Here is a 15,693-nt window from a genome sequence, read left to right as displayed (position 1 = left end):
CTCATGGAAATGGCGTGACATGTCCAACGAAGACAAGCTCCTCAGCCGCCTGAAGTGGATGACCGGCGAGCTGCGCCAGGCCCGGCGCCAGGTCGACGAGCTGGAGTCACGCGCGCATGAGCCGGTCGCCGTCGTCGCCATGGCCTGCCGCTACCCCGGCGGAGTCCGCTCGCCCGAGGACCTCTGGGACCTCGCCCTGGGCGGGCGCGATGCCATCGGCGACTTCCCGCAGGACCGCGGCTGGGACCTGGACCGGCTCTCCGGCCGGGGCCCGGACCGTGCCGGTGCCAGTGACACCCTGCGCGGCGGGTTCCTGGACTCCGCAGGGGACTTCGACGCCGAGTTCTTCGGGATCTCACCCCGCGAGGCCCACGCCATGGACCCCCAGCAGCGGCTGCTCCTGGAGACCTCCTGGGAGGCGCTCGAACGAGCCGGCCTCGACCCCACAGCCGTACGCGGCCACCGGATCGGCGTCTTCGTCGGCGCGTCCCCGGCCGGCTACGGCACCGCGGTGCGCGCCGGAGAGGGCGGCGGCGACGGCTACGCACTGACCGGTGACGCCACCAGCGTCCTGTCCGGACGGATCGCCTACTCCCTGGGCCTCGAGGGCCCCGCCGTCACGGTGGACACCGCCTGCTCCTCCTCCCTCGTGGCTCTCCACCTGGCCGCCCAGGCCCTGCGCGGCGGAGAGTGCGGTCTCGCCCTCGTCGGCGGAGTGGCCGTCATGGCCACCCCGGAGGCGTTCGTCGAGTTCACCAGGCAGCGGGGACTCGCCCCCGACGGCCGCTGCAAGCCCTTCGCCGCCGGCGCCGACGGCACCGGCTGGGGAGAAGGCGTCGGCGTACTCCTCGTCGAGCGGCTGTCCGACGCCCAGCGCCTGGGCCACCCCGTCCTGGCCGTGGTCCGCGGCTCCGCCGTCAACCAGGACGGCGCCTCCAACGGCCTCACCGCCCCCAACGGCCCCTCCCAGCAACGCGTCATACGCCAGGCCCTCGACAACGCCCGCCTGTCCGCCGCCCAGATCGACACCGTCGAGTCCCACGGCACCGGCACCCGGCTCGGCGACCCGATCGAGGCACAGGCCCTGATCGCCACGTACGGACGCAGCCGCCCCGACGACCGGCCGCTCCGGGTCGGCGGACTCAAGGCCAACATCGGCCACACCCAGGCCGCTTCGGGCGTCGCCGGTGTCATCAAGACCGTCATGGCCATGCGACACGGCACCCTGCCCCGACTGCTCCACCTCGACGCGCCGACCCCACAGGTCGACTGGTCGGCGGGCGCCGTCACCCTGCTCGACGAAACCGTCCCGTGGCCCGAGACCGGCCAGCCGCGCCGAGCGGCGGTGTCGTCGTTCGGCGTGAGCGGCACGAACGCGCACATCGTTCTGGAGGAGGCTCCCGAGCAGCCGGTGCGGGACGAAAACGGGCAGCCCGCGCAGGCAGACTCCGGGCAGCCCGCGCGGGAGGAGGGTGAGTGCCTCGCGGAGGATTCGGTAACCCTGCCGTGGCTGCTGTCGGCCGCCTCCGCGGAAGCGCTCCCCGCCCAGGCCGCCAAGCTCGCGGACGCCGTCGACACGGCCCGAACCGGCCCCCTGTCCACCACCGACATCGCGTACTCGCTGGCCACCGGCCGCGCCGGCCTGCCCTTCCGAGCCGCCGTAGTCGGCACTGACCGCGCCGCCCTCCTGTCCGGCCTGCGCGCCCTCGCCACCGGCACCACCGCTCCCGGCACGCTGACCGGGACGGTCACCGAGGGCTCCACCGCGTTCCTGTTCTCGGGGCAGGGGAGTCAACGGGTGGGTGCGGGGCGGGAGTTGTACGAGGCGTGGCCGGTGTTCGCGGGGGCGTTGGACGAGGTGTGTGCGCACTTCGAGGGAGTGCGGGAGGTGTTGTTCGCGGAAGCGGATGGCGCCGGTCTGATCGACCGGACGGAGTTCACGCAGCCGGTCCTGTTCGCTCTGGAAGTGGCTCTGTTCCGGTTGTTGGAGTCGTGGGGTGTGGTCCCTGACTTTGTGGCGGGTCATTCGATCGGTGAGATCGCGGCGGCGTATGTGGCGGGGGTGTGGTCGCTGGAGGACGCCTGCGCGTTGGTGGCGGCTCGGGGTCGGTTGATGGGTGCGTTGCCTGAGGGCGGGGCGATGTTGGCGGTGGAGGCCGCCGAGGCGGACGTACTGCCGTTGCTGGATGGGCGGGTGGCGGTCGCGGCGGTCAACGGTCCGTCGTCGGTGGTGATCTCCGGCGAGGCGGACGCGGTCTCGGAGTTGGAGGCCCATTGGCGTGAACAGGGTGTGCGCGTCAAGCAGTTGATAGTCAGTCACGCGTTCCACTCGCCGCTGATGGACCCGATGCTGGAGGAGTTCGGCGCAGTCGCGGCGGGACTGTCGTACGCTGCCCCGCGCATCCCCGTCGTCTCCCACCTCACCGGCGAAGTAGCCACCGCCGAAGACCTGTGCTCGCCCGCCTACTGGGTCCGCCACGTCCGGGAGACCGTCCGATTCGCCGACGGCGTTCAGACGCTCCACGAGCGAGGTGTACGGGCCTACGTGGAGGTCGGCCCCGGCGCTGTGCTGTTCGCGCTCGTCCGCGAGGGACTGGCGGCGACGGAACCGCCCGTCATCGCGGTGCCGTTGCTGCACCCCCGCTCGACCGGCGCCCACGCGGAGTCGCATGCGCTGGCCACAGCCCTGGCCACGCTGCACGCGGGTGGCGTCGGCGTCGACTGGTCGGCCGTTTTCGACGGTACCGGGGCCCGCCGTGTCGACCTGCCGACGTACGCGTTCCAGCACCGGCGTTACTGGGCGTTGCCGCCCGCCGTGCAGGAGCCCGCCGACGACGCGGAACTGTGGGACGCCGTAGAGAGGGGCGACTCGGAGGCCGTGGCGCGGGCGCTGCTGCTGGACCCCGCCGACGACGCCGTAGGCGATGGTCTGCTGCCTGTGCTGGCCGGCTACCGCGGCCGTCGCCGGGACCGGGCCGCCGTCACCGGCTGGTACTACCGGGTGGAGTGGCGACCGGCGGAAGCCCGTCAGCCGGTGATGGAGGTCGCGCGGCGCCATTGGCTGCTCGTCGTCCCCGATCAGCCCGAAGGGGCGCACGGGCAGGCGACGGACACGCTCGCCCAGGACATCACCCGCGCCCTGACCGAACGCGGCCACACCTGCGCCGTCGTCACGGCCGACCCCGCCGACACCACGGCCACCGCCGACGCCGCCCGCCTGGGAGCGGCCCTCGCCGACGGCGCCCCCGACGGCGTGCTCTCCCTCCTCGGCCCACTCCTGGCGAACCGCCCGCATCCCGAACTGCCGCTCCTGTCAGGCGCTTTGGCCGCCACCGTCCTTCTCGTGAAGGGACTGCGGGAGGCCGGAGTCACGGCACCGCTGTGGCTCGCGACCCGCGGAGCCGTCGGCACCGCGCCCGACGAACAGCTCACCGCACCCGGACAGGGGCAGCTGTGGGGCTTCGGGCAGGCCCTCGCGCTGGAGGAACCGGGCCACTGGGGCGGACTCCTTGACCTGCCCGACCGGCTCGACGAACCGGCCGCCGACCACCTGTGCGCCGTACTGAACGGCGTTCTCGGCACCGAGGACCAACTCGCCGTACGCGACTCGGGTGTTCACGTCCGACGCCTGGTCCCCGCCCCCGCTTCGAGCGCCCCGGCCTGGACGCCACGCGGCACCGTCCTCATCACCGGCGGCACCGGCGGGCTCGGCGCGCACACCGCCCGCTGGGCCGCCCGGGCCGGAGCCGAGCACCTCGTCCTGGTCAGCCGACGCGGCCCCGAGGCCCCCGGCGCCGAACGGCTCACGGCGGAACTCACCGAACTCGGTGCCAAGGTCACCCTCGCCGCCTGCGACACCGCCGACCGGCAGCAGCTCGCCGCCCTGCTGGACGGCCTCGCCGCCGACGGCCACGCCCTCACCGCCGTCGTCCACGCAGCCGGACAACCCCAGTACGCCTCCCTGGCCGAGACCAGCCTGCAGGACCTGGCGGACATCACCGCCGCGAAGGTGCTCGGTGCGGCCCACCTGCACGAACTGACCAGGGAACTGCCGCTCGACGCGTTCGTCCTGTTCTCCTCCGTCGCCGGGGTGTGGGGCAGCGCCCAGCAGACCGCCTACGCGGCGGCCAACGCCTACCTCGACTCCCTCGCCCGGCACCGCACCGGCCAGGGCCTGCCCGCGACCGCGGTCGCCTGGGGTCCCTGGGCGGGCGACGGCATGGCCGCCACCGAGGAGGCGAGGTCCCATCTACGCCGCCGCGGCCTCAACCCGATGGACCCGCAGCGCGCCCTGCTCGCCCTCCAGCACGCCACGGCCGCCGACACAGTAGTGGCCGACATGGACTGGCAACGCTTCGCCCCCGGCTATTCGTTCGCCCGCCCACGCCCGCTGATCAGCACCGTTCCGGCAGCGTCGGCCGCCCTCGACGGCGGTGCGGGCACGGCCGTACCGGAGAGCGGGGCGCCGTGGACGACTCTCCTCACCCGGACCCGGGCCGCCGACCGGGCCACCGTTCTGCTCGACCTGCTCCGCGCCGAGACGGCCGCGCTGCTCGGCCACGCCTCTCCGGCCGCCGTGGCACCCCGGCGCGCCTTCAAAGACCTCGGCTTCGACTCCCTCACGGCCGTGGAACTCCGTGATCGCGTCACCGCTCGCACCGGTCTCGCGCTCCCCGCCACCCTCGTCTTCGACCACCCGACGTCCCAGGCTCTCACCGATCACCTGCTCGCACAGCTGCTGCCCGACGGCGAACCCACCACCGGCCGACCGGAGACGGCGGTCACCGAGGCGGCCGACGGCGAACCGATCGCCGTCGTCGGCATCGGCTGCCGCTACCCCGGCGGCGTGCGATCACCCGAAGACCTGTGGGACCTGGTGGCGGACGGCCGGGACGCCGTGGGCCCCTTCCCCACCGACCGGGGCTGGGACCTGGACGCCCTCCACGACTCCGACCCCGACCGACCCGGCACCAGCTACGCCCGCGAGGGCGGCTTCCTCGACGGCGTCGCCGACTTCGACGCCGACTTCTTCGGCATCTCACCGCGCGAAGCCCTCGCCATGGACCCGCAGCAGCGGCTGCTCCTGGAGACCTCCTGGGAGACCTTCGAGCGTGCGGGCATCGCGCCCGACGCCGTACGCGGCTCCCGCACCGGGGTGTTCATCGGTACCAACAGCCTCGACTACGGCGTCCTCCTCCGCGACACCGACACCCCTACCGAGGGCCACCTCGTCACCGGCAACGCGGCCAGTGTCGTCTCGGGCAGGCTGGCGTACGTGTTCGGCCTGGAGGGGCCCGCCGTCACGGTGGACACGGCGTGCTCGTCGTCGCTGGTGGCCCTGCACATGGCGGTACGCGCGCTACGGGCGGGCGAGTGCGACCTGGCCCTCGCCGGCGGCGTCACCACCATGGCAACACCGGATTCCTTCGTCGAGTTCTCCTACCAGCGCGGCCTCGCCGCCGACGGCCGCTGCAAGGCGTTCGCAGCGGCGGCCGACGGCACCGGCTGGGGCGAGGGCGCCGGTGTGCTCCTCGTCGAGCGGCTCTCCGACGCCGAACGCCTCGGCCACCCGGTGCTGGCGGTCGTACGGGGCTCGGCAGTGAACCAGGACGGCGCGTCCAACGGCCTGACCGCCCCCAACGGTCCCTCCCAACAGCGGGTGATCCGCGCCGCGTTGGCCGACGCCGGGCTGGAGCCCGCCGACGTGGACGCGGTGGAGGCGCATGGCACGGGTACGGCGTTGGGCGATCCGATCGAGGCGCAGGCGCTGCTGTCGACGTACGGTCAGAAGCGGCTCCAGCCCGCGCTGTTGGGGTCGTTGAAGTCGAACATCGGTCATACGCAGGCTGCTTCGGGTGTCGCCGGTGTGATCAAGATGGTGATGGCGATGCGGCACGGTCTGCTGCCGCGGACCCTGCACGTCGACGCCCCTTCCCCGCACGTGGACTGGTCGGCGGGCGCGCTCGAACTGCTCACGGAGTCGGTCACCTGGCCGGAGACCCAGCGCCCACGCCGTGCGGCGGTGTCGTCGTTCGGGGTCAGCGGCACCAACGCACACGTAGTGCTGGAGGTATCCACCACCCCTGCCCCGACGCCGGACGAGGATGCCTCGGCCACTTCCCTGCTCCCGGTCGTGATCCCGCTCTCCGCCCGGGGCCCGGCCGCACTGGCAGCCCAGGCGGACCGACTGCGACACCACCTGGCGTTCCAACCGCTCCGGCCCACCGACATCGCCCACACCCTGGCGACCGGCCGGGACTCGCTGGAGCACAGGGCGGTACTGGTCGCCGCGGACCAGCATGAACTCGCCGCACTGCTTGAGCAGTTGGCGACAGCGCCGGGGGATCACGCCCAGGCTGCGGTCGATGCGCGCACCGCGTTCCTGTTCTCTGGGCAGGGGAGTCAGCGGGTGGGTGCGGGGCGGGAGTTGTACGAGGCGTATCCGGTGTTCGCTGCTGCGTTGGATGGGGTGTGCGCGCACTTTGATGGGTTGCGGGAGGTGTTGTTCGACGATGAGTCCGGTCGTATTGATCGGACGGAGTTCACGCAGCCGGCGCTCTTCGCCCTTGAGGTGGCGTTGTTCCGGCTGGTGGAGTCGTGGGGTGTCGCCCCTGATTTCGTGGCCGGGCATTCGATCGGTGAGATCGCGGCGGCGTATGTGGCGGGCGTGTGGTCCCTTGAGGACGCCTGTGCGCTGGTGGCTGCCCGTGGCCGTCTGATGGGCGCGCTGCCTGAGGGCGGCGCGATGCTCGCGGTCGAGGCGTCGGAAGCCGAGGTACTACCGCTGCTGCACGAGCGGGTTTCCGTGGCCGCGGTGAACGGTCCGTCGTCGGTGGTCGTCTCCGGGGACACCGAGGCCGTACGGGAGCTGGAGGCCCGATGGCGCGAACAGGGCGTGCGGGTCAAGCAGCTGACGGTCAGTCATGCCTTCCATTCGCCGTTGATGGACCCGATGCTGGACGACTTCCGCACGGTCGCGGAGGGGTTGTCGTACGACGCCCCGCGTATCCCTGTGGTCTCCAACCTGACCGGTGAGCTGGCGACCGCCGAGGAGTTGTGCTCGCCGGAGTACTGGGTCCGCCACGTCCGGGAGACCGTCCGATTCGCGGACGGTCTGCGTGCGTTGCATGACCACGGCGTCGGCACGTTCGTCGAACTCGGCCCGGACGCCGTGCTCACCACCATGGCAGCCCTGTGTCTGCCCGATGCCATCTGTTCCCCGGCGCTGCGACAGGGGCGGGACGAACCCCGGTCGGTCAACCTGGCCTTGGCCACGCTGTACGCGCGCGGTACGCAGCCCGACTGGTCGGCGTACTTCGAGGGTTCCGACCCCCGTCGCGTGGAACTGCCGACGTACGCGTTCCAGCGACGGCGCTTCTGGCCGGAGGCGCCGTCGGGACCGCGGGCCGGGAAGGGCGGTGACGCCTCGGTGTTCGGTATGGCGCCGGTCGCCCATCCACTGCTCGGCGGCAGCGTGACGGTGGCCGACGAAGGGACGACGCTGCTGACCGGGGTGCTCTCGCCGCGCACCCAGCCCTGGCTGGCCGAGCACCAGGTCATGGACGCCGTACTGCTGCCCGGTACCGCCTTCGTGGAGATGGCCGTCGTGGCCGCGGAGGAGGCTGGCTGCTCGATGCTCGACGACCTGACCGTGACCGCGCCGCTCGCTCTCGCGGCTGACACGCCGGTTCAGGTACAGGTCCGGGTCGACTCAGGCGACGACACGGGTCGCCGCAGGCTGTCCATCCACGCTCGCACCGCCGACGACCCCGACACGGAATGGACGTGCCACGCGGTCGGCGCGGTCTCCGTTCCGGAAGCACCCGCCCCGGTACCGGAAACGCTGACCACGTGGCCGCCCACCGGAGCGGAGCCCGTGCCCGTCGGCGACCTCTACTCGCGTCTGTCCACCGCCGGGTACGTCTACGGCCCGCTGTTCCAGGGGCTGCGTGCCGCGTGGCGGCGCGACGGCGAGACGTTCGTCGAGGTCGAGCTCCCCGAGGACGGACGTGCCGACGCCGAGCACTTCCGAGTGCACCCCGCGTTGCTCGACGGAGTCCTGCACGGCGTCGGGCTCGGTGACGCGCTCGCCGAGGGAGGCGGGCGGCTGCCCTTCAGCTGGAGCCGCGTCAGCGTCAGCGCCGTCGGCGCCGGCCTGCTGCGAGCGCGAATCGTGGCCGATGGCGTCGACACGATCTCGCTGACCGCCGTGGACGGCTCCGGCCAGGCCGTACTGACGGTCGGCTCCCTCGTGATGCGTGAGGCCCCCGCGGCACCCGTCAGCCGTGAGGAGGCGCTCTACGACGTCCAGTGGGTCCGTCGGTCGCTGCCCGACCCGGTGTCCGCCGCGGACCCGGTTCTGATAGCCCAACCCGACCTTGCCGGGGCGCCGAAGGAGGCCGACGCCGTACTGCGCCTGGACGACGGCCCCGGTTCGGCGGCCGCTGTGCTGCCGTTGCTGCAGGAGTGGCTCAGCCGGTCCGGCAGCGGGCGGCTGGTCATCGCCACCGGTGACGCGGAGGGGCTGGACGCGGCACCTGTGTGGGGGTTGGTGCGATCGGCGCAGAGTGAGCATCCGGGGCGGTTCGTGCTCGCGGAGTTGGACGGTTCGACGCAGTCGTGGTCCGCGCTTCCGGCGGCGCTGGCGACGGGTGAACCACAACTGCGCCTTCGCGGCGGCGAGTTGTCCGTCCCACGACTGGCGCGAGCCGGTAGCCAGGATGTGCTGATGGTGCCCGGTGAAGGCGCGGACTGGCGTCTGGAGAGTGTGGAGCGGGGGAGTCTGGACGCGCTGGAGTTGGTGGCGCGTGCGGAGGCCGGGGGTGAGTTGGCCGAGGGTCAGGTGCGGGTTGCGGTGCGGGCTGCGGGGGTGAACTTCCGGGATGTTCTCAATGCGTTGGGGATGTATCCGGAGGTGGTGCCGTTGGGGATCGAGGCGGCTGGTGTGGTGACCGAAGTCGGTCCGGGGGTCACGGATCTGGCGGTGGGTGACCGGGTGTTCGGGGTGGTCGCTGATTGCTTTGGGCCGGTTGCGGTGTCGGATCGGCGGTTGGTGGCGCGGGTGCCGGCGGGGTGGTCGTTTGCGCAGGCTGCGTCGGTTCCGATTGTGTTCCTCACCGCTCTGTATGCGTGGCGGGACTTGGCTGGTCTGCGGGCGGGTGAGTCGGTGTTGGTGCATGCGGGTGCGGGCGGTGTCGGTATGGCCGCGATTCAGCTGGCTCGGCACATGGGTGCGGAGGTGTATGCAACGGCCAGCCCCGGTAAGTGGGACACCCTGCGGGCTCTGGGGTTGGACGACGATCACATCGCTTCCTCGCGGGATACGTCGTTTGCGGAGAAGTTCTCCGGTATGGATGTGGTGCTGAATTCGCTTGCGGGTGAGTTCGTGGATGCGTCGGTGCGGGTGCTGGCGGAGGGTGGCCGGTTCCTGGAGATGGGCAAGACGGACATCCGCGAGATGGCGGGTGTGGATTACACGGCTTTCGATCTGTTCGAGGCGGGTCCGGACCGGATCGCTGAACTCCTTGAAGAGTTGCTGGAGTTGTTCGCCGCCGGTGATCTGTCTGTGCTGCCTTTGCGGGCGTGGGACATGCGGCAGGCGCGGGATGCGTTCCGGTTCATGAGCCAGGCCCGTCACACCGGCAAGGTGGTGCTGACGGTCCCGGCCCCGCTGGACCCCGCTGGGACGGTGCTGATCACCGGTGGTACGGGTGGCTTGGGTGCGCTGGTGGCCCGGCATGTGGTGGCCGAACACGGGGCACGGCGGCTGCTGCTGCTCTCCCGCCGGGGCCCGGAAGCGCCGGGTGCCCAGGAGTTGCGCCGGGACCTGACCGAGGCCGGTGCCGAGGTCCGTATCGCTGCCTGCGATGTGTCCGACCGGAACGCTCTCGCCGCGTTGCTGGAGGGTGAGCGGCTGACCGCCGTAGTGCACACGGCCGGTGTCCTGGACGACGGCCTGGTGGAGTCGCTGACTGCCGAGCGCCTGGACATCGTATGGGCGCCGAAGGCCGAAGCCGCCCACCACCTCCACGAACTGACGGCCGATCAAGACCTGTCCGCCTTCGTGCTCTTCTCCTCCCTCTCGGGAGTCATCGGGGCGCCCGGACAAGCCAACTACGCTGCCGCGAACGCCTACTTGGACGCCCTCGCCGCCCACCGCCGGATCAGCGGACTGCCCGCCACATCGGTCGCCTGGGGACCGTGGTCGCAGACGACCGGAATGACCGGCGCCCTGGACGAGGCCGACATTCGGCGCGTCAGCCGTAGTGGGCTGCTGCCGCTCGACGCGGCTCAGGGGCTGAGGCTGTTCGACGTGGCGCGGGACGGCGTCGTGCCGGTGCCGGTCGCCGTTCGTCTGGACCGTGCCGCACTCAGGACCCAGGCCGCCGCCGGGGGGCTGCCCGCGCTGCTCGCGGGGTTGGTCACCACGCCGCGAACACGGGTCAGGGCAGAGCTGGGTGGTGGCAGGGAGGATCTCCGCGAGCGCCTGGCCGCGCTGGGCCGGGGGGAGCGGGACAAGGCGCTGCTGGAACTGGTGCGTACCCAGGTCGCGGCGGTACTCGGGCACGCGGCGCCGGAGGACATCGATGCGGAGCGGGCGTTCAAGGACCTGGGCTTCGACTCGCTGACCGCCGTCGAACTGCGCAACCGGCTGGACACGGCGACCGGGCTGCGCCTGTCGGCCACCCTGGTCTTCGACCACCCCACCACCGCCGCGTTGAGCGGTCATCTGGGCACGGAACTCTTCGGCATAGACGATCCCGTCGGCGAGACACAGCCGTCCGCCCCGGTCGTGTCGGTGGACGAACCGATCGCCGTGATCGGTATGGCCTGCCGCTTCCCGGGCGGGGTGCGCTCGCCCGAGGACCTGTGGCGAGTGGTGTCCGAAGGGGTGGACGCCATCGGACCGTTCCCCTCGGACCGAGGCTGGGACGTAGAGCGACTGCTGGGCAGCGACCGGACCCGGGCCGGCGCCTCCCACGCCGCCGAGGGCGGATTCCTTTACGACGCGGGGGAGTTCGACGCGCCCTTCTTCGGGATCTCACCCCGCGAGGCGCTCGCCATGGACCCCCAGCAGCGGCTCCTGCTGGAGACCTCCTGGGAAGCACTCGAGCGGTCCGGGATCGATCCGCAGTCCGTACGGGGCAGCGTGACCGGAGTCTTCGTGGGAGCCGCGTACTCCGGCTACGGCACGTCGTCGGCCGACAAGCCGGAAGGACTGGAGGGCCATCTGCTGACCGGTACGACAGGGAGTGTTGCCTCCGGCCGGATCGCGTACACACTCGGACTTCAGGGCCCGGCCGTGACGGTGGACACCGCGTGCTCGTCCTCGCTCGTCGCCCTGCACCTGGCCGGGCAGGCACTGCGGACCGGCGAGTGCGAGATGGCGCTGGTCGGAGGTGCCACCGTGATGGCGACGGCGGACATCTTCACCGAGTTCAGCCGACAGGGCGGCCTGGCCTCAGACGGCCGCTGCAAGTCCTTCGCGGACGAGGCGGACGGCACCGGCTGGGGTGAGGGCGTCGGCGTCCTCCTGGTCGAGCGGCTCAGTGACGCCCGCCGCCGTGGCCACACCGTCCTCGCGGTGATCCGCGGCTCCGCGGTGAACCAGGACGGCGCGTCCAACGGTCTGACCGCGCCCAACGGACCGTCCCAGCAGCGAGTGATCCGACAGGCGCTCGCGAACGCGGGCCTGGAGCCGTCGGAGGTGGACGTCGTCGAGGCGCACGGCACCGGTACGGCCCTCGGCGACCCCATCGAGGCCCAGGCGCTGCTCGCGACCTACGGGCAGGACCGTGATCCCGAACGGCCGCTGCTGCTGGGCTCGGTGAAGTCGAACATCGGCCACACCCAGTCGGCGGCGGGCATGGCCGGTGTCATCAAGACGGTCCTGGCCATGCGGCACGGCTCGCTGCCGCGCACGCTGCACGCTGGCCGGCCCACCGGCGAGGTCGACTGGTCGCGTGGCGCCGTACGTCTGTTGACCGAGGCCCGGCCCTGGCCTGACACCGGCCGTCCGCGCCGTGCCGCGGTGTCCTCCTTCGGCATCAGCGGCACCAACGCCCACACCGTCCTGGAACAGGCACCGGACACCGTCGAACCGAGGGCGGGCGACACGGCGAGCCCCGCCGAGCTCCTGCTGCCGCTGTCCGCGCGTGACGCCAAGGCCCTGCGCGACCAGGCTCGCCACGTCGCCGACCTGCTGCGCGACCCCGCCATGCCGACGGCCGACGCGGCCTATGCGCTCGCCACCACCCGCGCCCCGTTGGAACACCGAGCGGTCGTCCTCGGTGGGGCGGAGGACCGTACGGCCCTCGTGTCGGCACTTGAGGCCCTGGCCGACGCTCGCGAGACACCGGCTGTGGTGCGCGGACAGATCACGCCGGGCGGCAAGGCGTTCCTGTTCTCGGGACAGGGGAGTCAACGTGCGGGTACGGGACGGGAGTTGTACGACGTCTTCCCGGTGTTCGCGGAGGCTTTGGACGAGGTGTGTGCGCACTTCGAGGGCCTGCGTGAGGTGCTGTTCGCGGAGGTGGACGGGGACGGTCTGATCGACCGGACCGAGTACACCCAGCCCGCCCTGTTCGCCCTTGAGGTGGCGTTGTTCCGGTTGTTGGAGTCGTGGGGTGTCGCCCCTGACTTCGTAGCCGGTCATTCGATCGGGGAAGTCACGGCCGCTTATGTGGCGGGGGTGTGGTCGCTGGAGGATGCGTGTGCTCTGGTGGCGGCTCGTGGTCGGTTGATGGGTGCGTTGCCGGAGGGTGGCGCGATGCTGGCGGTGGAGGCGGCGGAGTCGGATGTCCTGCCGTTGCTGGACGAGCGGGTTTCCGTGGCGGCGGTCAACGGGCCGTCGTCGGTCGTGGTGTCCGGTGACTCCGAGGCCGTACGGGAGCTGGAGGCGAGGTGGCGTGAACAGGGAGTGCGGGTCAAGCGGTTGACGGTCAGTCACGCCTTCCACTCGCCGTTGATGGAGCCGATGCTGGACGACTTCCGTGCTGTGGTGGAGAAGCTGGAGTACGGCGTCCCGCGTATCCCGGTCGTCTCGAACCTGACCGGTGAGGTCGCCACCGCCGGGGAACTGTGCTCGCCGGAGTACTGGGTGCGGCACGTCCGGGAGACCGTCCGTTTCGCGGATGGTGTCGAGGCGCTGGTCGGGCGGGGTGTGGCGACGTTCGTCGAACTCGGTCCGGATGCAGTGCTGTCGGCACTGGTACCCGCCGGAAGCGGTGTCCCCGTACTGCGCCGAGGTCGGGACGAGACTCGGAGCGCGATGACCGCCGCCGCTGCCCTGTACACGCGCGGTACCCGACTGAACTGGCAGTCCGTGTACGGCGGTTGGCGTGGGCGGGCGGTGGACCTCCCGACGTATCCGTTCCAGCGGGAGCACTACTGGCTCGCAGCCGCCGGAGCCGCCGCCCCCGCACCGACGGCACCCGACAGCATGGAGGCTCGGTTCTGGGACGCCGTGGAACGTGAGGATCTCGAAGGCCTCGCCGCGACCCTGGACCTCCCCGACACCGAAGGCGAAACCCTCGGCACGGTGCTGCCCGCACTGGCGGACTGGCGTCGCCGCAGCTCCGTACAAGCGCACCTGGACGCTCTCCGCTACCGGGAGGCGTGGCATCCCGTTGCGGCCCCGGGGGCTCGTCCGCGCCCGGTCGGCGCGTGGTTGCTCGTACGTCCGGAGGGCGGCCCTGCGGCGAACCCCGGTCTCGCCGACGCCGTCGAGCAGGCCCTGACGGGGCACGGAGTCGACGTCACCGTCGTCCGGGTCGCCCCGGACGACGAACGGGACACCCTCGTCGTACGGCTCCGGGAAGCGGTCGCCGATCGTGAACCGGCCGGAGTGCTGTCGCTCCTCGGCCTCGACGGTGACGCCCGCCGCGCCCACCCCGGGCTCACCGCCGGACTGGCCCTGACCAGCGCACTGATCCAGGCGCTCGGCGACATTGGCACCGCCGCCCCGCTGTGGTGCGTCACCAGCGGGGCGGTCTCCACCGGGGCATCCGATCCGCTCACCGCGCCCGAGCAGGCGCAGGTGTGGGGCCTGGGCCGGGTCGCCGCACTGGAGCACCCGGAACGCTGGGGTGGCCTCGTGGACCTCCCCGCCCACCTCGACGAACGTGCCGCGGAACTCCTGCGCGCCGCACTCGGCGGCATCGGGGACGGCGCCGAGGACCAGATCGCGGTCCGGCCGGCCGGCCTGTTCGTCCGCCGCCTGGAGCACGCCCCTACGACATCCGGTCCTTCGACGTCCGGCTCTACGGCGTCCGGCCTCGCGGCGTCCGCCCCGGCATGGTCACCCCGGGCCACAGTGCTGGTCACCGGTGGGACCGGTGCGCTGGGCGGTCACGTGGCCCGCTGGCTGGCCGACAACGGTGCCGAGCGCCTAGTCCTCACCAGCCGCCGCGGCCCGGACGCACCCGGTGCCCGAGAACTGGCCGCCGACCTCATTGCCCGCGGCTGCCGCGTCACCGTCACCGCCTGCGACACGGCTGATCGTAGCCAACTGGCAGTACTGCTCGACCAGTTGGAGAAGGACGGCGACACGCTCACCGCCGTCGTCCACGCCGCCGGCCTGCCGCAGAGCAGCCCGATCGCCACCACCGGCGCCGCCGAACTGGCCGACCTGGTCGCGGCGAAGACCCTCGGCGCCCGTCACCTCGACGAACTCCTCGCCGACCGGCCGCTGGACGCGTTCGTGCTGTTCTCCTCCATCGCCGGCGTCTGGGGCAGCGCAGGACAGGGCGGATACGCGGCCGCCAACGCCTATCTCGACGCCCTCGCCCGGCACCGCAGGGCCCGTGGCCTGAACGCCGTCGCCCTCGCCTGGGGCCCCTGGGCCGACGGCGGCATGGCCGGCGACGAGGAGGCGCGGGAGCAGCTTCGCCGCCGGGGCCTGCGCGCTCTGCCGCCGCGCACCGCGATCGCCGCCCTGGGCACGTCCGGCGCCGACACCGTCGTAGCCGACGTCGACTGGGCGGCCTTCGCCCGCTCCTTCACCGCCGTACGCCCCAGCCCCCTGCTCGCCGCTCTCCCCGAGACCACCGTCACCACCCCGGTGACCGACCGGGACGACGAACGGCACACCGCCGGGGCACTGGCCCGCACCCTGGCCGGACAGTCGCCCGCCGACCGGCGCCGGACCCTGCTGGACCTGGTCCGCGCGCAGGTCGCCGCCGTCCTCGGATTCGCCTCCGCCGATGCCGTCGAACCCGGACGGGCCTTCAAGGACCTCGGCTTCGACTCGCTCACCGCCGTCGAACTCCGGGACCGGGTGAGCGCCGCGACCGGTCTGAAACTCCCCACCAGCCTGATGTACGACCACCCCAACGCCACCGACCTCGCCGCACGCGTCGACGCCGACCTGACCGGTGACGACCACGGTCCCGCCGTACCGCTGATGGCCGAACTCGACCGGCTGGAGGCCACTTTGACGGCCGTGACCCCCTCCGTCCTGGACGCCATCGCTCCCGACGACGCGGCCCGCACCCGGATCGGGCACCGCCTCAAGGACCTGCTCACCCGTTGGAACGAGGCCACCGGCGCCGGCGCCACCACTCTGGCCGACGAGCTCGACGACGCCAGCGACGACGACCTCTTCGACCTCATCGACAGAAAGTTCGGCCAGGGCTGACCGGGACCTCGTCCCGCTCCTCACGGCACCACCTCCTCCTCGCGCTCACGACCGAC

At 72.2% G+C, this 15,693-nt stretch carries 1 protein-coding gene; it reads left to right on the top strand.

Going from position 1 to position 15,693, the window contains the following annotated elements:
- Positions 1 to 19 precede the first annotated feature (19 nt).
- Positions 20 to 15,637 (top strand): type I polyketide synthase, encoded by a 15,618-nt coding sequence (locus G3I78_RS08345; protein WP_164422192.1) that lies wholly within the window; start codon positions 20 to 22, stop codon positions 15,635 to 15,637.
- Positions 15,638 to 15,693 lie beyond the last annotated feature (56 nt).

The organism is Streptomyces sp. SID13726 (genome assembly GCF_010548375.1).
Classification (GTDB): domain Bacteria; phylum Actinomycetota; class Actinomycetes; order Streptomycetales; family Streptomycetaceae; genus Streptomyces.
The sequence above is the reverse complement of the archived record's forward strand: the minus strand, read 5'-3'. Positions and strand labels throughout refer to the sequence as shown.